Origin of the sequence: Nocardia sp. CWNU-33, from assembly GCF_046764895.1 — a bacterium.
In the GTDB taxonomy this organism is placed as follows: domain Bacteria; phylum Actinomycetota; class Actinomycetes; order Mycobacteriales; family Mycobacteriaceae; genus Nocardia.
Genome location: NZ_JBKOQN010000012.1, coordinates 156,987 through 174,959, shown reverse-complemented (window position 1 = coordinate 174,959; position 17,973 = coordinate 156,987). Strand labels below are relative to the sequence as shown.

16 protein-coding genes are annotated in these 17,973 nt (G+C 66.2%); 5 read left to right on the top strand and 11 right to left on the bottom strand.

Features of this window, described 5'->3' with window-relative positions:
• Nucleotides 1-30: 30 nt before the first annotated feature.
• Nucleotides 31-1,161: a phosphotransferase family protein gene (locus tag ACLMAL_RS19020; protein WP_412000273.1), complete on the top strand. Its 1,131-nt coding sequence runs from the start codon at nt 31-33 to the stop codon at nt 1,159-1,161.
• An 8-nt stretch (nt 1,162-1,169) separates the two neighbouring features.
• Complete coding sequence (locus tag ACLMAL_RS19015) at nt 1,170-2,267, top strand: hypothetical protein (protein WP_412000272.1); 1,098 nt, start codon at nt 1,170-1,172, stop codon at nt 2,265-2,267.
• Between the two features lie 99 nt (nt 2,268-2,366).
• Here ACLMAL_RS19015 and ACLMAL_RS19010 read toward each other — a convergent pair whose 3' ends face one another.
• From ACLMAL_RS19010 to mqo, 7 genes are all read right to left on the bottom strand, one after another.
• Nucleotides 2,367-2,798 carry a VOC family protein gene (locus ACLMAL_RS19010; protein WP_412000271.1) on the bottom strand — a complete coding sequence of 144 codons (432 nt, stop codon included), beginning with the start codon at nt 2,796-2,798 and terminating at the stop codon, nt 2,367-2,369.
• A gap of 241 nt (nt 2,799-3,039) precedes the next feature.
• Nucleotides 3,040-3,450, bottom strand: a complete 411-nt coding sequence (locus ACLMAL_RS19005) for a cobalamin biosynthesis protein (protein WP_412000270.1) — start codon at nt 3,448-3,450, stop codon at nt 3,040-3,042.
• Nucleotides 3,437-4,855, bottom strand: coding sequence for a cobyrinate a,c-diamide synthase (locus tag ACLMAL_RS19000; RefSeq protein WP_412000269.1), 1,419 nt, complete (start codon nt 4,853-4,855; stop codon nt 3,437-3,439). Before ACLMAL_RS19000 ends, ACLMAL_RS19005 begins: the two co-directional genes overlap by 14 nt.
• 118 nt (nt 4,856-4,973) lie before the next feature.
• Complete coding sequence (gene cobO, locus ACLMAL_RS18995; RefSeq protein ID WP_328403865.1) at nt 4,974-5,588, bottom strand: cob(I)yrinic acid a,c-diamide adenosyltransferase; 615 nt, start codon at nt 5,586-5,588, stop codon at nt 4,974-4,976.
• Between the two features lie 336 nt (nt 5,589-5,924).
• On the bottom strand, nt 5,925-7,955 hold the full coding sequence (locus ACLMAL_RS18990; protein ID WP_412000322.1) for a VWA domain-containing protein: 2,031 nt from the start codon (nt 7,953-7,955) through the stop codon (nt 5,925-5,927).
• Between the two features lie 250 nt (nt 7,956-8,205).
• Nucleotides 8,206-8,655 carry a GNAT family N-acetyltransferase gene (locus ACLMAL_RS18985; protein WP_328403867.1) on the bottom strand — a complete coding sequence of 150 codons (450 nt, stop codon included), beginning with the start codon at nt 8,653-8,655 and terminating at the stop codon, nt 8,206-8,208.
• An 18-nt stretch (nt 8,656-8,673) separates the two neighbouring features.
• Nucleotides 8,674-10,188, bottom strand: a complete 1,515-nt coding sequence (gene mqo / locus ACLMAL_RS18980) for a malate dehydrogenase (quinone) (protein WP_412000268.1) — start codon at nt 10,186-10,188, stop codon at nt 8,674-8,676.
• A gap of 273 nt (nt 10,189-10,461) precedes the next feature.
• Here mqo and ACLMAL_RS18975 point away from each other — a divergent pair, with 273 nt between their 5' ends.
• Entirely contained in the window at nt 10,462-11,520 is a 1,059-nt protein-coding gene (locus ACLMAL_RS18975) for an alpha/beta hydrolase (protein WP_412000267.1), read from the top strand.
• On the opposite strand, the gene ACLMAL_RS18970 is transcribed toward ACLMAL_RS18975, so the two are convergent.
• The 3 genes from ACLMAL_RS18970 to map all read right to left on the bottom strand — a co-directional run bounded on the left by ACLMAL_RS18970 (nt 11,500) and on the right by map (nt 14,654).
• The gene (locus ACLMAL_RS18970) at nt 11,500-12,063 is read right to left on the bottom strand and encodes an alpha/beta hydrolase (protein WP_412000266.1); all 564 of its coding nucleotides are present in this window, start codon (nt 12,061-12,063) and stop codon (nt 11,500-11,502) included. The two genes, ACLMAL_RS18975 and ACLMAL_RS18970, sit on opposite strands and share 21 nt — an antisense overlap.
• Nucleotides 12,064-12,178: 115 nt before the next feature.
• Nucleotides 12,179-13,723 carry a cobyric acid synthase gene (locus ACLMAL_RS18965; protein ID WP_412000321.1) on the bottom strand — a complete coding sequence of 515 codons (1,545 nt, stop codon included), beginning with the start codon at nt 13,721-13,723 and terminating at the stop codon, nt 12,179-12,181.
• Nucleotides 13,724-13,790: 67 nt separating this feature from the next.
• Nucleotides 13,791-14,654 carry a type I methionyl aminopeptidase gene (gene map / locus ACLMAL_RS18960; RefSeq protein WP_412000265.1) on the bottom strand — a complete coding sequence of 288 codons (864 nt, stop codon included), beginning with the start codon at nt 14,652-14,654 and terminating at the stop codon, nt 13,791-13,793.
• Between the two features lie 244 nt (nt 14,655-14,898).
• Here map and ACLMAL_RS18955 point away from each other — a divergent pair, with 244 nt between their 5' ends.
• Nucleotides 14,899-16,023: a CHAP domain-containing protein gene (locus tag ACLMAL_RS18955; protein WP_412000264.1), complete on the top strand. Its 1,125-nt coding sequence runs from the start codon at nt 14,899-14,901 to the stop codon at nt 16,021-16,023.
• 102 nt (nt 16,024-16,125) lie between these two features.
• Complete coding sequence (locus tag ACLMAL_RS18950) at nt 16,126-17,136, top strand: LLM class flavin-dependent oxidoreductase (RefSeq protein ID WP_412000320.1); 1,011 nt, start codon at nt 16,126-16,128, stop codon at nt 17,134-17,136.
• A 74-nt stretch (nt 17,137-17,210) separates the two neighbouring features.
• On the opposite strand, the gene ACLMAL_RS18945 is transcribed toward ACLMAL_RS18950, so the two are convergent.
• The gene (locus ACLMAL_RS18945) at nt 17,211-17,960 is read right to left on the bottom strand and encodes a GntR family transcriptional regulator (protein WP_412000319.1); all 750 of its coding nucleotides are present in this window, start codon (nt 17,958-17,960) and stop codon (nt 17,211-17,213) included.
• Between the last annotated feature and the right edge of the window lie 13 nt (nt 17,961-17,973).

Sequence of the window (17,973 nt, the reverse complement as noted above, 5' to 3'; positions counted from 1 at the left end):
CCGAAGGTTCATGGTGCAGGAGGATGAAATATGGCCGAAGATCCCGATCCCACCGCGCAACGACAGCTGACTGTCAGCGACCGCGATCTCGACGCCCTCGCCGAGGATTTGTCCCGGTGGCTGGATTCGAAGGTCTCCGCTGACCACCCGCCGAAGATCTCGGCGCTGTCGCGTCCGCAGGGCGCCGGGATGTCGAGCCCGACGGTGCTGTTCGACGCCGAATGGAGCGTGGACGGCAGGCACGAGGCCGGATCGTTCGTGGCACGGATGACGCCGGAAGCCGAATCGTTCCCCGTGTTCGAAAACTATGATCTGGAAACGCAATACAAGATCATGGCGGGCGTCGCCGAAGCCTCCGACGTGCCGGTGCCCGAACTGTGCTGGCTGGAAACCGACGAAAAGGTGCTCGGCACCAAGTTTTTCGTGATGAAGCGAATCGACGGACGGGTGCCCGCGGACAATCCGCCGTATGTGTTCATCGGCTGGCTGTTCGATGCAAGCCCCGAAGAGCGCGCCCAGCTCACCGCCGGCACGGTGGAGGTCATCGCCAGAATCCACGCGATCCCGGATCCGGCCACCCGGTTTCCGATGCTCGACGGCCCCGGCCAGGCGCTGCGCAGGCATGTCGAGTGGCATCGCAAGTGGTATCGGTGGGCGCTGGCCGACGACGGGTACCCGATCCCGATCATCGAGCGCGCCTTCGACTGGCTCGACGCGCACTGGCCCGCCGATCCGGGGCCCGATGTCCTCGCCTGGGGTGACTCGCGACCGGGCAACATCCTCTACAACGGCTTCGAACCGGTCGGTGTGCTGGACTGGGAGATGGCCGGCCTGGGTCCCCGCGAGCTGGATATCGCCTGGCTCATCTTCATTCACCGCTTCTTCCAGGACATCGCCACCCGCTTCGATCAGCCGGGCCTCGCCGACTTCCTGCGCCGCGACGACATCGTCGCCGAATATGAAGAGATCACCGGATATACGGTCCGCGATCTCGACTTCTACATCGTCTACGCCGCGCTGCGCCACGCCATCGTGATGGCCAGGGTCAAGCGCCGGATGATCCATTTCGGCGAGGACACCGACACCCCCGACCGCGACGACTACGTGATGCATCGAGCGAGCCTGGAGGCGCTGCTCGCCGGAACCTACGAGTGGGATTGAGACCAGCAATGCCTGTGCCCTTGGACGAGTACCCGATCCATCAGACACACCTGTCCCTGGCCCGAGTGGCCAGCAGCGACCGGAACTTCTACGACAGAAGCTATTTCAACGGCCATGACCGCGACGGGGGCACGTTCTTCGTCACCGGCTTCGGCGTGTACCCGAATCTCGGCGTGACCGACGCCTACGCAGCCGTCCGGCGTGGCGACACCCAGCGTTCGGTCCGCTTCTCCGACGCGCTCGGCGATCGCAGCCTGGACCAGCAGGTGGGCGGCTATCGCATCGAGGTGCTGGAGCCGTTGCAGCGGATCCGAGTGATCTGCGAACACGACGACCTCGGCTTCGACCTCACGTGGGAAGGCTCGTTTCCGACAGTCCAGGAGCAGCCGCACCTGATCCTCAACGGCAACCGGCCGATCATCCAGGCGACCCGTTTCGCACAGGTCGGCTCCTGGGCAGGCACGCTGCACGTCGACGGTACGGATTTCACCGTCGACCCGGACATCTGGATGGGCACCAGGGATCGTTCCTGGGGTATCCGACCGGTCGGCGAGCCCGAACCGCCCGGCCGCGCCGCCGCGGAGCCCTCGGGTGGCTTCTGGTGGATGTATGTGCCGATTCGCTTCGACGACTTCGCCATCGTGGTCATCGTGCAGGAGGAGCCGGACGGGACCCGCACCCTCAACGACGCGGTCCGCGTCTTCCCCGACGGCCGAACCGAACAGCTGGGCTGGCCGCGGATCCACATCGACTACCGTTCCGGCACAAGGCATCCCGTCGGCGCGCGGCTGGAACTCACCACACCCGACGGCAAACCGCTCGAAGTCGAAATCAAGACCGTCACCAATGTCGCCCTGCATGTCGGCTGCGGCTACGGCGGCGACCCCGACTGGTTGCACGGCCGTTGGATGGGCCGCGACTGGTCCTCCAGCAGCAGCTACGACCTCACCGATCCCGCCATCGCGAGCCGAGTCCCCTTCGGCGTCATCGACCACGTCGCGCACGCGCGCTGCGGCGACGCCGAAGGTTGGGGCCTGTTCGAACACGCCAGCCTCGGCCGCCACGACCCGACCGGCTTCGCCGACTGGGGCTCGGTAGCGCCGTGATATCGCACCGGGTGCGGGCACTCCGAACGGTGCCCGCACCCGGCTGCGCTATGTTCCAGGGCGGAAGCAATCCACCACAATGCCTCGCCCGTGCGGATTTCAGCTCTCCGGTCGAGCCAGCTCCGGACGTTTGACGTAGTCGGTCAACCCGATCACATTCCCCCAGGGATCGGCGACCTCGACACTCCATCCCGTGCCGACTTCGTAGGGCGCACCGAGCACTGGCACCCCGTACCCTTCGAGCTCCGCGGCCGCGGCCAGCGCATCGGGCACCTCCAACCACAACCGCATCCCCGACAACCCCTGTGCACCCGCGCTCGGATCCACCCGGACCATCACCCCGGCCACCTCCCCGCCGACATCGAACACCGCGATACCGTCCTGCGGCAGCGTGAACTTCACCGCCATCCCCAACGCACCCTCATAGAACTCCACCGCAGCACCCAGGTCGCCGACCGGAACCAGCACGTTGTCGATACCTCGGATCTCCATCCGGCCATCGAACCACGCCGACGCCACCGATACGGGCACTGCCGGAGAATGGTGACCTGCGCCCGAGCGCAGAACCTACTGTGGGCGTGGCAGATTACGGCAAGAACAGAGCGAGCCGCCCCGACACTGACAACAGCCGGACCAGACTGCGGCTCGGCCTTCCCAACTCTCGGACCGGTCGGCGGAGCACCACAGCAGAGGGGCGACGGGATCCGCGGCCCGGTGATTCTGCGTCATTGCCGATGCGCGATTTGCCCGCGTGGACCGACGACCTGCCTGCTCATTCGCCGTCGTGGGCTGTTCGGGAGCAGGCTGATTCGCTGCGGGCAGGCCGATGGAGTGCGGTGGCGAGGACGATGTGGTCGATGGTTCGCTTGGGGATAGTGAGCGGGCCGTTGGCTGCCAGGATCGCGGCAGCTTCGGCAACGCTGGGGGTGCCAAGGAGGGTGTTGGTCCGGGTTGATGGATTGGGGACACGGACTTCGGCCAGTTCTGCGTTGGTGTAGGCGCGGACCGGAATCGCGAGGTGGGCTGCCGCGGCGCGGATGCCGGGCTCGGCAGCGCGACGATCGAGGGTTGCCAGGCAGCGGATAGGTTTGTCGCCCAGTACTTCTCGGATAGCGGAGAGGATTCGCTCGGCCGAGGTACCCGGTCGGAAGCCGAGGCCGACGGCGAACTCACGTGGCGGCACGGGTGGGTGTGTAGTCGGCTGCGGCGGCCACGAAACGTGCTACAGCTTGCGGATTTCCGGCCGGGTGGGTGTGCAGGTAGGAGGCGTGCACGCGGTGGACGAGTGCGCCTTCGCGGATTCGGTCGCCGCCGGCGTGCCAACCCCATGTGGCGGCGTCGGGGCCGGTGGTGACGAGTCGGGTCCGGTGGAATTCGTGGCCGCGCACCCGCTCGCCCGCACGCCAGAGCGGAGAATCGGTGAGCGCCACCGCATCTCGATAGCCGAGGGTAAGGCGCGGTCCGAATTCCGCAGTCGCGTCGACAACGCCTGCCATCGTGTGGCCGTCGAGCGATCGGGTGAGATACAGCAGGCCGGCGCATTCGGCGTGCACCGGCATCCCGTGCCCGGCCTGCTCGGCCACCTGCGCGAGCAGACAAGTATTGGCCGCCAGGTCGGCGGCGTGTTCCTCCGGGAACCCGCCCGGCAAGACCAGACCTGCTGTGCCGGTGGGGAGTTCGTCGTGCATCGGGTCGAAAACCACCACTTGGGCCCCCGCTGCGATCAACAGCTCACGGTGCTCAGCGTACCCGAAGGTGAACGCAGGCCCGCCGGCGATAGCGATCACCGGCGCGAATCTTGCCTTTGCCGAATGCGCGCACAACTCCACTCCAGGATCCCAGATCGGACCTGCGGCCGTCGTTTGGGCAAGACTCGCGATGGCGCGCAGATCGACGTGGGCGGCAACGAGATCTGTCATTGCATCGACCGCGGCAGTGGCAGCGGCGCCGTGTTCGACGGCGGGAATGAGGCCGAGGTGGCGGGAAGGGACTTCCAGCTCGGACATTCGTGGCAGTGAGCCGAGGACGGGCAGGCCGACGCGGTCGCAGGCCGCGCGCAGTACTTGATCGTGGCGTTCGCTGCCGACGCGATTGAGGATTACGCCGCCGAGCCTGATCGTGCTGTCGAAAGTGGCGAACCCGTGCAGCAGCGCGGCGAGGCTCTGGCTGTGGCCGCGGGCATCGACCACCAAAACCACTGGTGCACCGAGTAATCCGGCGACCTGTGCGGTGGATCCCTCGGCGATGGGGCCGGACTGGTTCTCGTCGATGCGGCCGTCGAACAGCCCCATCACACCCTCGACCACCGCGAGGTCACACGCCTGCGCACCGTGCCGATACAGCGGCACAACACGTTCCATGCCGACCAGCACCGGATCGAGGTTGCGCCCCGGCCGCCCCGCGGCAAGTCCGTGATACCCGGGATCGATATAGTCGGGCCCGACCTTGAACGGCGCAACCCGATGCCCCGCCCGCCGCAACGCCCCGATCAACCCTGTCGCCACCGTGGTCTTCCCACTTCCCGACGCCGGCGCGGCAATCACCACCGCAGGAACGCTCACCGAATCCGCACCCCTCGGGACCCGCATCCACTCCGCCATTCAGCAACATCGGCCGCCGACACCGGGCCCACGCACTGCCCGTCGGCGAGCGGTACATGGTGCAGCGGGCTGCGGCGCAGCCATGTCCCACTCGTCGAAGCGAGGGTCACCATTCGATGCCTCGTTGGCCTTTTCGCCCTGCGTCCATGGGGTGTTTGACTTTGGTCATTTCGGTGACGAGGTCGGCGGCCTCGACGAGGGCCACAGGGGCGTCACGGCCGGTGATCACGACGTGTTGGTTGCCCGGTCGGTTTCGCAGTGTCTCGACGACCTCGTCGGTGTCGACCCAGCCCCACTTCAGCGGGTAGGTGAATTCGTCGAGAACGTAGAAGCGGTGCTGCTCGGCTTCGAGTCTGCGGGCGATCTCCCGCCAGCCTGCCAGCGCGGCGGCGGCGTGGTCCTCGTCGCTGCCCGGTTTGCGGGTCCACGACCAGCCTTCGCCCATCTTGTGCCATTCGACCGCGCCACCAGCGCCGGTTTCCTCGTGCAGCCGACCGAGCGTACGAAAAGCGGCTTCCTCGCCGACCTTCCACTTGGCGCTCTTCACGAACTGGAACACCGCTACGTCGAATCCCTGGTTCCAGGCACGCAACGCCATCCCGAACGCCGCGGTCGACTTCCCTTTGCCCGGCCCGGTGTGCACCGCCAGCACCGGCTGATTGCGCCGCTGCCGAGTGGTCAGCCCATCATCCGGAACGGTTTCCGGCACACCCTTAGGCATCGAAACTCCTTGGTAGTCCATTGATCAGTACGCCCGCACTCATGTGGACGCCATCGCCTGTCGATCTACGCCGTGCCGAACAGTGGCGACGGTCGGCCGGCTGCGCGATACCTCGAGCCGGCGAAGGTTCGAGAGCAGACAGCTGTGCCACCACGAACAGGTAGTTCGTAGCGCTGTGCACGCGCCGAGATGACTGGATCAGGTGCAGACGACATCGACTGTCGAGGCCAGGGCGTAGCGGCGCTGCGCTGAGGCAACTCGCGGCGCGGTACGCCCGCGTCGACGGCCGGCGCAGGCGGCGTCGGCTATCGACGACAGGCAGTTGTGCCGCCACGATCAAGCGGCGCGCATTGTCGGGTGCGCGCCGAAACGACCCGAGCCTGCGCGGACTATGTCGGCTACCGATTCACCGGTCAGCTCGCCGAGTCGCAGGTAGCCGGCGCGCAGGCTGCGGGCCAGGTCGGCGGCGAGGCCGAGGCGGATCATGCCGCGTTCGCAGTCGACAACGATCGAGGTCACCGTTTCGTGGGCCAGCATCGCGGCCGCGGCACGAGCACGGGGCACCGGATCGGCGCCGCCGGTGGCGCGACCGTCGGTGAGGAGCACGAGCATGGGGCGACGGCGAGGGTCACGGACTCGTTCGCGGTGCACCACCTCGCGGGCCTTCAACAGGCCCGCGGCGAGCGGGGTTTTGCCGCCGGTACGCATGCCGGACAGGCGGCGGACCGCGATATCGACCGAGGAGGTCGGCGGCAGCACGAGTTCGGCCTCCTGTCCGCGAACGGTGATCACGGCGACCTTGTCGCGGCGCTGGTAGGCATCGCGCAGCAAGGCGACGACAGCGCCGGTGACCGCGGAAAGCCGGTCCCTTGCCGCCATCGATCCGGAGGCGTCGACCACGAAGATAACCAGATTGCCTTCGCGCCCTTCGCGATACGCACCGCGCAGATCCTCGGCCGACAGCATCAGCGGACCGTCGCCGCGGCCGCGGGCGTGCTGGTGCGGGGCGGCCGCGAAGATGGTGCCGAGCAGATGTAGTCCGGCGGGGGTGTCCGTACTGGAGCGGACGGTGCGGCCCTGCCTGGTCTGCGCACGGGAGCGGCGGCCCGCCGCACCCTCGCCGATGCCGGGGACTTCCCAGCGCGGCGCAGCCACGACCGACGCAGCGGGAGCACCGGTTCGGCCTTCGCGAGCCGCGGGCGACTGCCCGCCGCCGGGTCCGCGGTCCGGGGAATCCGGGCCGCCGTCGGGTCCGTCGTCCGGGGAATCCGGTCCCTCGCTGTCCGGACCGAAATCGTCCGCGCGACTCGGATCCGGCGAAGGCTGATCCTGCGCCCGGTCGGTCCCGAATTCTTCTTGCTCCGTAGCGTTTTCGCTGCCCGGCTGCTCGGCGCGCGCCGCTTCCTCGCCCGCGTCGCGCATCGCGTCGTCGAGCTGTTCTTCGCTGATGCCCGGCTCGTCGAACGGATCGCGCCGCCGCCGGTGCGGCAGTGCCAGCTCGGCGGCTACACGCACGTCTTCTTCGCCCACGGTGTCGGCGCCGCGCCAAGCCGCGTGCGCCGTGGCGGTCCTGGCCACCACCAAGTCCGCGCGCATCCCATCCACATCGAAAGACGCACACAGTGCGGCGATTCGGCGCAACTCCACATTGTCGAGCGCTACGCCTGCGACGCGATCGCGGGCAGTGAGAATCCGTTCGGCGGTACCCCGGTCGGCGGCCGCGTAACTCGCCGCGAACCCGGCCGGGTCCGCCTCGTAATCCAACCTGCGGCGTACCACGGCCATCCGCACATCCACCTCCCGTGAGGCGGCGACATCGACGGTCAGCCCGAACCGGTCCAGCAGCTGCGGACGCAGCTCACCTTCCTCCGGATTCATCGTTCCCACGAGTACGAACCGCGCCGGGTGCGAATGCGAAACACCGTCGCGCTCGATATGCACCCGCCCCATCGCCGCCGCATCGAGCAGCACATCCACCAGATGGTCGTGCAGCAGGTTCACCTCGTCGACGTAGAGCACGCCGTGATGGGCAGCCGCCAGCAGGCCCGGCCTGAACGCCTGTTCGCCGTCCCGCAGCACCCGCTCCAGATCCAGCGAACCGACCACTCGGTCCTCGGTAGCGCCGACCGGCAGTTCCACGAGCCGAGCCGGCCGCGCCCCCGTCTCATCGACCACCGGCGGTAGCAGCTGCGCAAGCGCACGCACCACTGTCGATTTCGCGGTGCCCTTCTCCCCGCGCACCAGCACCCCACCGATCCCGGGATGCACCGCACACAGAATCAACGCCAGCTGCAACCGCTCCTGCCCCACCACCGCCGAGAACGGGAACCCCGCCTCACCATCCGCGCCAGGACGCGAACCACTCAGCGAATGGGCATGCGGTGCAGTTTCCGTATGGGACAAGGACACGCCCCAACTCTATTCGCGCCACACCAGCCGATCCCCAGCACCCTCCAGAGTTCGCGGCCCGTCTCGCTTCCGAGCGGCCGAAGCGCAGGCGCCGCAGGCGCAAGTCTCGGCCGCTCGGAAGCGAGACCAAGGGGGCCGCGAACACGCAGCGCCGCAGGCGCCGCAGGCGCCGCCAATCCAACACAGCGCCGCAGGCGCTGCCAAAGACTCACCCCCTGCGCATGGGGGTGTGCATGATGCCGTCGTCGTCGAACTCTTCGCCGTCGGGCTTGAAACCGAACTTGGTGTACATGTCGACCAGGTAGGTCTGGGCGCTCAGGCGTACGGTGGCGGAGCCGGCTTCGGCCAGGGCGGCTTGGACCAGCCTGGTGGTGTAGCCGTGGCCGCGGGCGGGGACCGCGGTGCACAGGCGGCCGATGCGGAAGGACTTCACGCCGTTTTCGTGCTCTTCGAGCAATCGCAGCGTCGAGATGACCTCACCCTCGTCGTCGAGCCAGAAGTGTCGGGTCTCCGGCAACAGATCCAGGCCGTCCAGTTCCGGATAGGCGCACTTCTGCTCCACCACGAAGACTTCCACGCGAAGTTTCAACAGCTGATAAAGGGTGGCGGTGTCGAGATCCTGCGCCCATGACCGTTTGAGTGCAACCGTTGACATCATCGCGTTTTGGTACCACACCTACGCCGTCGGCGCGACCCCCTCGTACTTCGGCGTGTTGTCCGACACGCCCGTGAGGTTCAACGTCTTGGCGGTCCAGTCCCACACTTCGTGGTACAGAGCCTGGTTCTCCGAGAGCTTCACGCCCAGCGAGGGGACCATTTCCTTCAGCTTCGGCATCCAGTCCGCGTACTCGCGCGGGAAGCAGCGCTCCAGCACATCGACCATGGCGCTCACACAGGTCGACGCGCCGGGCGATGCGCCGAGCAGACCGGCGATGGAGCCGTCCTCGGCCGCGATCACGGCGGTGCCGAGCTCGAGCACGCCGCCCGCACCCTTGCGACGGATGATCTGCACGCGCTGACCCGCGGTGATCAGTTCCCAGTCGTGGCCGTCGGCCCGCGGGACGAACTCCTGCAGCGTGTACACCTTGCCCGCCTCGGACTTCAGCAGCTCACTGACCAGGTACTTGACCAAACCCAATTCGGTGACGCCGACGCCGAGCATCGAGAACAGGTTGCCCGGACGCACCGACTTGAACAGGTCGGTCAGCTTGCCGTCCTTGAGGAACTTCGGCGTCCAGCCCGCGTATGGGCCGAACAGCAGGCCCGGCTGTCCGCCGATGACGCGAGTATCCAAGTGCGGCACCGACATCGGCGGCGCGCCGACGGCGGCCTTGCCATACACCTTGGCCTCGTGCTGCTTGATCAGCTCAGGGTTGGTGCAGCGGAAGAACTGGCCGCTCACCGGGAATCCACCGAAGCCCGCGATCTCCTTGATGCCCGCCTTCTGCAGCAGCGGCAGCGCGCCACCGCCTGCCCCGACGAAGACGAATTTGCTGATGAGCGTGCGGGTTTGGCGGGTACGCAGATTGCGCACCCGCACCAGCCAGGTGCCGTCGGACTGCTTGGTCAGGTTGCGCACCTCGTGGCCGAAGGCCAGGTCCGCGCCGGACTTGCCGAGGTAGGCGAGCAATTCCTTGGTGAGCGAACCGAAGTCGATATCGGTGCCGGCATCGCTCCAGTTCAGCGCGACCGGGTCGGAGAAATCGCGGCCCTTGGCCATCAGCGGCAGTCGTCGGCTGAATTCCTCAGGGCTGTCGATGTATTCCATGCCCTCGAACAGCGGGTGGCGCGACAGCGCCTCGTAGCGCTTGCGCAGGTACTGAACGTCGTCGGCACCGTGCACAAAGCTGACATGCGGGATGGGGTTGATGAAGCCCGACGGATCGCTGAGCAGGCCGTTCTCCACACCGTAGGCCCAGAACTGCCGTGAGACCTGGAAGCGCTCGTTGATGTCGATCGCCTTGGAGACATCGACAGAGCCGTCCGGCTTCTGCGGACTGTAGTTCAACTCACACAGCGCCGAGTGGCCGGTGCCCGCGTTGTTCCACGGGTCGCTGCTCTCGGCCGCAACGGCGTCGAGCCGTTCGAACAGGGAGATCGACCAATCCGGCTGCAGCTGACGAAGCAGCGCGCCGAGGGTGGCACTCATGATGCCGGCACCGATGAGTACCACATCGGTCTTTTCAGTCATGGCAGCGTTCGGCACGGGTAGATCGACTTCCTTGTCACTTCTGCGGCTGCCACCCTCTTGGTGGTTAGCCTTGGCACGGGCGCTATATGGAGTTTTACGAGCCTGGCGTGACTCGGCGGTGAGTAGGTTACCCGCCGTTCACCTATTGCCAATTGTGCACCTCACCGGTTCGATCACCGGCAACGAACCTGCCGAATGTGACATAGATTCCTCCCCTGCCCTCGGCGACGCTGGAACTTCAATCCGACGCAAACGTCACCTAGATTGGTTGTCGTGACGAACGAAACCTCGCTAGGCGTGTCGGACATCACGACGGGCGCGAAGTGGCAACCGGACGTTCTCGGCGCGGGCTACGAGCAGCGGACCCTGGCGTTCGGCCCCGATCCCGACGGCGAGGGTGACGCGGTGGCCACACTCGTTAGGTACACCCCGGATTCCGGCGCCGCGGCCACCGAGCTCGCGGTGCTGTACGTGCACGGCTTCACCGACTACTTCTTCCAGCAGCATCTCGCCGAGCACTTCGCCGGGCGCGGGCACCAGTTCTATGCCCTGGACCTGCGCAAGTGCGGACGCTCGCTCCGCGATGGGCAGACACCGCACTACGTCACCGATCTGGCGCTCTACGACGCCGAGCTCAACGAGTCGCTGCGCATCGTGCGTGAGGAGACCGGTGGCGAGGTGCTGCTCGTCGCGCACTCCACCGGTGGGCTGATCGTGCCGCTGTGGCTGGACCGGCTGAATCGGGCCAAGGGCACCGTCGCATCCGGTATCACCGGTTTGGTGCTCAACAGCCCGTGGTTCGACTTGCAGGGCCCCTCGTACTACCGGACCATCGGCACACCCGTGATCAAGGCGCTCGGCAGGTTTCGGTCGATGATCGAGCTACCCGGCGGGAAGATCAGCTCCTACGGCGACAGCCTGCACCACAGTGTCGCGGGCGAATGGGACTACAACCTCGATTGGAAGCCGCTGAGCGGCTTCCCGGTCCGCTTCGGCTGGTTGCGGGCTATCCGCAATGGTCATGCCCAGCTGCAGGCCGGTCTCGCAATCGGGGTGCCCGCGTTGATCCTGCGTTCCCGGATCACCAAGTTCGCACGCAAGTACGGGCCCGCGGTCGACGTGGCGGACGCGGTGCTCGACGTCAGGCAGATCCAGCGCTGGTCCGGCTGCCTCGGCGATCGCACCAACATCGTCCCGATCGATGGCGCACGGCATGACGTCTTCCTGTCCTCTGCCGAGCCGCTGGCGAAGGCGTTCACCGAGCTCGACAACTGGCTGGACTGGCTGGCGATCTACCTGCGCAAGTCCGCCTCACCAGAGGCTGGTGCGTAACACGATCTCGGTCGCCAGCTCGTGGTCGGCTTCGGTCGCCACATTGTCGACGTCGATCTCCACCACCCGGAATTCGCCGTAGACGTAGCGTCCGGACGTATCCGCGACCACACGCGGCATGTTCTTGGTCACCAGCACGGTGACAGCGAGCTCGACCGGCCGGCACGCTGCGTCCAGCACGGTCCCATCCGCGGCGGGTACCGCGGGGTGGCCGCGATCGGCGACCACCAGGCTGATGAACCGGCCGAAACCGCCCGCACACAGCTGCCAGGCCAGTTCCGCGCCCGACCCGCGTCCGGCGACATTCACCCATGGCACGCCGAGCTGGTCGAGAATGCCGTGTACACCGGCGGTGTCCAGGTCCGCTATCGATTCCACCGCGATGGTGCGCAGGTCCGAATTGTGCAGTCGAGCACAGACCTGGTCGTACACGTCGACCGGATCACCCGCGTCGGGCAGCAGCAACACGCTGTGCCGAGATTCGGGCCCGTCGACCCGCACGGTCCAAGCCCGGTCACCGACCGTGATCCGCCGAGATTTCATGCCGGAGTACGGTACACGGCCCGGTTGAACAGAGCCGCGTGTCGAACCTCACCTGCGAGTCAGACGTGGGGTTCACCACTATTTCTCCAGCCATGTATTCAGGGGTTCACCCAGCTCAGCGACTTGCGGAGCTCGGCGCCATCGCGGCGGTGAGGACAGGAAGGCCGCCGGGCGCACCGTCGACGATCAGGCGTTCCAGCTGTGGGAAGTCGAGGTGCTCTTCGACCAGATCGGCGAGCAGATCGAGTTGGGCGCAGCGAATCGCAGCAACCGAAACATCCTCGGCGACAAGGAAACCCGGTCGTCCGGCCGCAGCGGCGATCTGCCGCAGCCACATTCGACGGAACCCGTCCGATTCCAGCAGACCGTGCAGGTGGGTGCCCCACACCGCGCCGCAGACGCTGCCCTCGGGTACGCCGGCCAGCTCCAGCCAGGCAGGATCGGTGCTGCGACGCACCCGTCCGTGATGAATTTCGTAGCCCTGCAAGGGAATTCGCTCCGGCAGCAGGCTGCGGCCGGAGGCCCGGCGCAGTACCTTCGGGTCGGCGAATTCGATATCGAGATCGAGCAGTCCGAGGCCCTCGACGACGCCCGCACCGGATTCGACGGTGTCGGCGATCCGGCGGCCGAGCATCTGATAGCCGCCGCAGATGCCGAGGATCGGTTTGCCCGCAGCCGCGCGAGCCGTCAACGCGTCGGCGAGCCCGGCGCGGCGCAACCAGGCCAGGTCATCGACCGTCGCCTTGCTGCCGGGCAGCACCACGAGGTCGGCCTCCGAAAGCCTGGACGGCTCGCTCACCCAGCGCACGGCTACTCCCGGCTCACAAGCGAGAGCCTCGACATCGGTGGAGTTGGAGATGCGCGGCAGCCTGATGGCGGCAACGGTCAGCCATTCGGCGCCGACGGGCGGGCGGGGACGACCGACCGGAGCATCGGCGACGGTGCCGAGTGAGTCCTCGGCGTCGATCCAGAGATCGTCGGCGAAGGGGATCACGCCCAGTGTGGGACGGCCGGTGAGTTCGGAGAGCCGTTCGAGTCCGGGCCGCAGCAGTTCGACATCGCCGCGGAACTTATTGATCACGAAGCCCGAAATCAGTTGCTGGTCTTCGGGATCGAGCACTGCGACGGTTCCGAAGAGGTGGGCGAGCACCCCGCCGCGATCGATGTCGCCGACCACGAGCACCGGCAGCCGAGCCGGCTGAGCCAGTCCCATGTTCGCCAGATCGGTGGCCCGCAGGTTGATCTCCGCGGGCGAACCCGCCCCCTCGCAGATCACCACGTCGAATTCCGCACGCAGAGAGGCGAGTTCGGCCGCAACGACCTCCCGCAGATCCTGTCGGTGCCGGAAGTAGTCGCGCGCTCCCACCGTGCCGACCGCTTGTCCGCGCACCACCAGCTGAGAACGGCGGTCGCTGCCCGGCTTGAGCAGCACCGGATTGAACCGCACGCTCGGTTCCAGCCCGCACGCCTGCGCCTGTAGCGCCTGTGCCCGCCCGATCTCCCCGCCGTCGAGGGTGACGACGGAGTTGTTGGACATGTTCTGCGCCTTGAACGGCGCGACGCGCACGCCGCGGCGCGCCAGCATTCGGCAAAGCCCCGCCACCACAACGCTTTTGCCCGCATCCGAGGTGGTGCCCGCGACGAGCAGTGCGCCTTTCACGCCGCTACCGCGCCGCCCGGGTGTACGCACACCCGCATCGAACCGCGCGGCCCAGCGCAGCCACCTGTCACGGCAGGGTCAGGATTTCAGCGCCCGTGTCCGTGACCACCAGGGTGTGCTCGAACTGTGCGGTCCACTTACGATCCTTGGTGACCACGGTCCATTTGTCGTCCCAGATCTCGTAGTCGATGCCGCCGAGGTTGATCATCGGCTCGATGGTGAAGGTCATGCCCGGCTCGATGATGGAGTCGACGGCAGGCTGGTCGTAGTGCAGGATGACCAGGCCGCTGTGGAAGGTGGGGCCGACGCCGTGACCGGTGAAGTCCCGGACCACGCCGTAGCCGAAGCGGTTGGCGTAGGATTCGATCACCCTGCCGATCACATTCAGGGCACGACCGGGCCGAACAGCCTTGATGGCCCGCGCGGTCGCTTCCTCGGTCCGCTCGACCAACAGCCGAACCTCCTCGTCAACATTGCCCGCCAGGAAGGTCTTGTTGGTATCGCCGTGCACCCCGTCGATGTAGGCGGTGACGTCGATATTCACGATGTCGCCGTCCTCGATCACGGTCGAGTCCGGAATCCCGTGGCAGATCACCTCATTGAGCGAGGTGCAGCACGACTTCGGAAATCCCTTGTATCCGAGGGTCGATGGATAGGCCCCGTGATCACACATGTACTCGTGTGCGATCCGGTCCAGTTCGTCGGTCGTAACGCCGGGCGCGACGGCCTTGCCCGCCTCTTCCAGCGCCTGCGCCGCAATCTTTCCCGCGATCCGCATTTTTTCGATGGTTTCGGCCGTCTGCACCCAGGGTTCGTTGCCCTCGTCGACGGTCTTTTTCCACGCGTACTCCGGACGCTCGATCGAGCGCGGAACTTCCCGAGTCGGCGAGAGGGTCCCGGGAACAAGCGGCTGACGGGTGCGCACTGACATGGCACCAGACTATCTGCCATGCTCTGCGGCCACCTCGCGGCGGTTGACGTGCCGATCGCAGTCGCGAACGATGCCGCCCGAGCCGGATATGGAACGTTACCAATGTCGGGAATGACCGATAATCTGCCGAAGAGAGGGATCCAGCCGCCGGAGCATCCGGCGGTACCGGCCGAGCGAGGTTACAGATGGTGCTCTTAAACCCGATAGCACGCGATATCAGGACAATCGCAGGATCGGAGCAGCAATGAGCACTACCCGCGATGAACTGGTCGGCTTCGTCGACACCCTGTACATTCCCAAGATCGCCAGCGGCTTCACGACGTCGGCCATTCGCGCATCACAGGAGGCCATCGAGACGTCGATTCTGCTGTTCGCTTCGGGCCAGGGTGACAAACAACCCGATCTGGTCGGTTGGATGGAGAAGCAGAAGCTACTCGACACCGCCGCATTCGACAACGCCAAATCCGAGGGACTGATGGTCGACGGCTACAGCACTCGGCAGACCGACGTCGATACGAAGAAAGCCGAGATGGATCAGCAAGGCATGAACGTCAAGGACACCACCTTTTCTACCTTCAACCTCTCGAACGCAACGTATGTGTCGGTCAAGGAACGATTCGGTCAACTCGATCGGGATCTCCGCAGTATCAACGAGCGTCAAGACAAGGACGGAGTGCAACTGCCGCTGACGGTCGGTGAGGAGATCCGCACGCTGCGCTTCGTCCTGCACGCCGTAGACGACGTACACGGCAAGGTCGAGGGCGCGTGGGCCCAGTCCGAAAGTCATGCGCGCACCATCGCCGCCTCGCACCCGAGTCCTTCTGGCGGTTACTCATCCTCGCCGTCCTATTCGACGGCGTTGCCCGCGAGTACGGCCAGCTACAACCCCAAGGGGCATGGCACCGTCGCCGACATCCTCACGCAGGCACAGCGCGAACTGGCGCTCGGGGTCCACGAGCAGGGCGGCAACAACGTCGCAGCGGCCTACGATAAGAACGGCAACCTGGTCAAGAGGCCATACGACATCAACGGGCCGTGGTGTGCCGCCTTTTCCACCTATGTCTGGGATCAGGCCGGGTATGAGGTCAAATGGACCAACCCGAATTTCGTGCCAAGTCTCTGGTCCGACGCCCATAAGATGAATTTGTGGGGGTACACCTCGGCCGCACAGCCAGGCGACATGATCGTCTTCGACTGGAAGAACGACGGGGAACTGGACCATGTGGGCATCGTGGAGTCCATCAACGGCAACAAGATCACCACCATCGAAGGCAACTCCGGCGACGAGCTGAAACGCAACACCTACGACATGGGAGATCGAAGATTGATCGGCGTCATCAAGCCGCCTGCGCAGAGTATCGCGGTCTAGCCCGACCGAAGGCTGTTCCACTGCCCGACGGAATAGTCACGGACCGCGGTCCGTTTACCGTAGTAGTTGACACTGAAACTACTCATGGACGGGACTCCAGCCGTGGAATTGGGACTGACGACGTTTGCCGAGTTGTACGCGGTCGGTGAGCGCCCCGCGCCGAGCGCCGGCGAACGGTTGCGCGAGGTGGTCGAGGAAGCGGTGGCGACCGAGACATCCGGACTCGACGTCTACGGCGTCGGCGAGCATCACCGCAAGGATTTCGCGGCATCCTCGCCCGCGGTGGTATTGGCAGCGATCGCCGCACGAACCGAGCGCATCCAACTGACCAGCGCGGTAACCGTGCTGAGTTCGGACGACCCGGTCCGGGTGTACCAGGACTTCGCGACCCTCGACGGACTGTCCGAGGGCCGAGCCGAGCTGATGGCCGGTCGCGGCTCGTTCACCGAGTCGTTCCCGTTGTTCGGCTACGACCTCGCCGACTACGACGAACTGTTCGAGGAGAAGTTGGCACTGCTGCTGCATCTTCGCGAGGGCCAGCCGGTGAACTGGGCGGGCAAGTTCCGGGCTCCACTGCGGGACGCGGTCGCGTATCCGCGCACCGACAACCGGCCGTTGCCGGTGTGGATTGCCGTGGGCGGCAGTCCCGAGTCGGTCATCCGAGCCGGGTTGCTCGGACTGCCGTTGGCGATCGCTATCATCGGCGGCGAGCCCGCACGGTTCAAGCCGCTGGTCGATCTCTACCACCGCGCTCTCGCAGAAGGCGGACACGATAAGCAACCGGTGGCGGTGCACGCGCACGGCTACATCGCCGACACCGATGAGCAAGCCGTCGCGGATTTCTACGAGCCGTATGCACTCGCGATGAGCACCATCGGTCGCGAACGCGGCTGGGGTCCGATGACAAAGACCCAGTTCGACGGTCTGCGCTCGCAAAGCGGCTCACTGTTCGTCGGCACGCCGGATTACGTGGCGGCCAAGGTCGCCGATATTCGCGACACCCTTGGACTGGATCGGTTCATGCTGCACACCAGCGTCGGCACACTGCCGCACGAGAAGGTGCTGCACAACATCCAACTCCTCGGCGAGAAGGTGGCACCGCAGGTCCGCTGATAGGCGGGAAGCCGCACACCACGCCGGGTGACCAGCATCGCCGGGCACGGCGTTCGATCTCCCGCGGCCGCTGTCTACCTGGAGAGCTGGGCTTCGAAAGCGATCCGGTCGCCGCGATACAGCGACCGGACTCGCTCGATCGGCTCTCCCTTCCCGTCGACACTGCGGCGGTTCAGCAGCAAAAGCGGTAGGGCCGTGGTGCATTCGAGCAGAGCGGCTTCGCGCGGGGAGGCGAGAACCGTCTCGATGCGTTCGGTCGCCCTGCCCAACTCGATACCCGACGCGCGCACTGCCGCGTATAGGGACGTGGTCGGGTCATAGGTGTCGTACAAAGCACGGAAGCGGGCGAGCGGCAGGAAGGTGCTCTCCAATCCGATGCGCTCACCATCGGCGAGCAGCACTCGCTCGAGGTGCATCACCGGAGTGCCGAGCGCGAGCCCGAGCACGTCGGCGGTGTCGGCGTCGGCGGGCACATCCTCCCAATTGACCAGCAGTCGACCAGGCACCCGACCGAAGCTGATCGCGCCTTCGGTATAGGAACGCAACGACAACGGCTGCACCATCTTCGGCCGCGACACCACCGTGCCCCGGCCCTGGCGTCGAATCCTGCCTTCCACCAATAGATCTCGCAGCGCTTGCCGGACGGTTTCGCGGGCGACCTCGAACCGGACAGCCAGGTCGCGTTCAGAAGGGACCGGGTCACCCTCGGACATGTCGCTCAGAATTTCTTCGAGTTCCGTGCGTACCAGATACGACTTGGGCAATCGACTCGGCTGCGCAGAATCAATGCGCCCGCCGTACCTTTCATCGCTGCCGGCTGTCATCGCCGCTGGGGCG

Excerpts from the sequence above, each read along its gene's own strand:
- ACLMAL_RS19020 (WP_412000273.1), top strand. The coding sequence starts at position 31 with ATGGCCGAAGATCCCGATCCCACCGCGCAACGACAGCTGACTGTCAGC.
- ACLMAL_RS19015 (WP_412000272.1), top strand. The coding sequence starts at position 1,170 with ATGCCTGTGCCCTTGGACGAGTACCCGATCCATCAGACACACCTGTCC.
- ACLMAL_RS19000 (WP_412000269.1), bottom strand. The coding sequence starts at position 4,855 with ATGCGGGTCCCGAGGGGTGCGGATTCGGTGAGCGTTCCTGCGGTGGTG.
- cobO (WP_328403865.1), bottom strand. The coding sequence starts at position 5,588 with ATGCCTAAGGGTGTGCCGGAAACCGTTCCGGATGATGGGCTGACCACT.
- ACLMAL_RS18985 (WP_328403867.1), bottom strand. The coding sequence starts at position 8,655 with ATGATGTCAACGGTTGCACTCAAACGGTCATGGGCGCAGGATCTCGAC.
- mqo (WP_412000268.1), bottom strand. The coding sequence starts at position 10,188 with ATGACTGAAAAGACCGATGTGGTACTCATCGGTGCCGGCATCATGAGT.
- ACLMAL_RS18970 (WP_412000266.1), bottom strand. The coding sequence starts at position 12,063 with ATGAAATCTCGGCGGATCACGGTCGGTGACCGGGCTTGGACCGTGCGG.
- map (WP_412000265.1), bottom strand. The coding sequence starts at position 14,654 with ATGTCAGTGCGCACCCGTCAGCCGCTTGTTCCCGGGACCCTCTCGCCG.
- ACLMAL_RS18955 (WP_412000264.1), top strand. The coding sequence starts at position 14,899 with ATGAGCACTACCCGCGATGAACTGGTCGGCTTCGTCGACACCCTGTAC.
- ACLMAL_RS18945 (WP_412000319.1), bottom strand. The coding sequence starts at position 17,960 with ATGACAGCCGGCAGCGATGAAAGGTACGGCGGGCGCATTGATTCTGCG.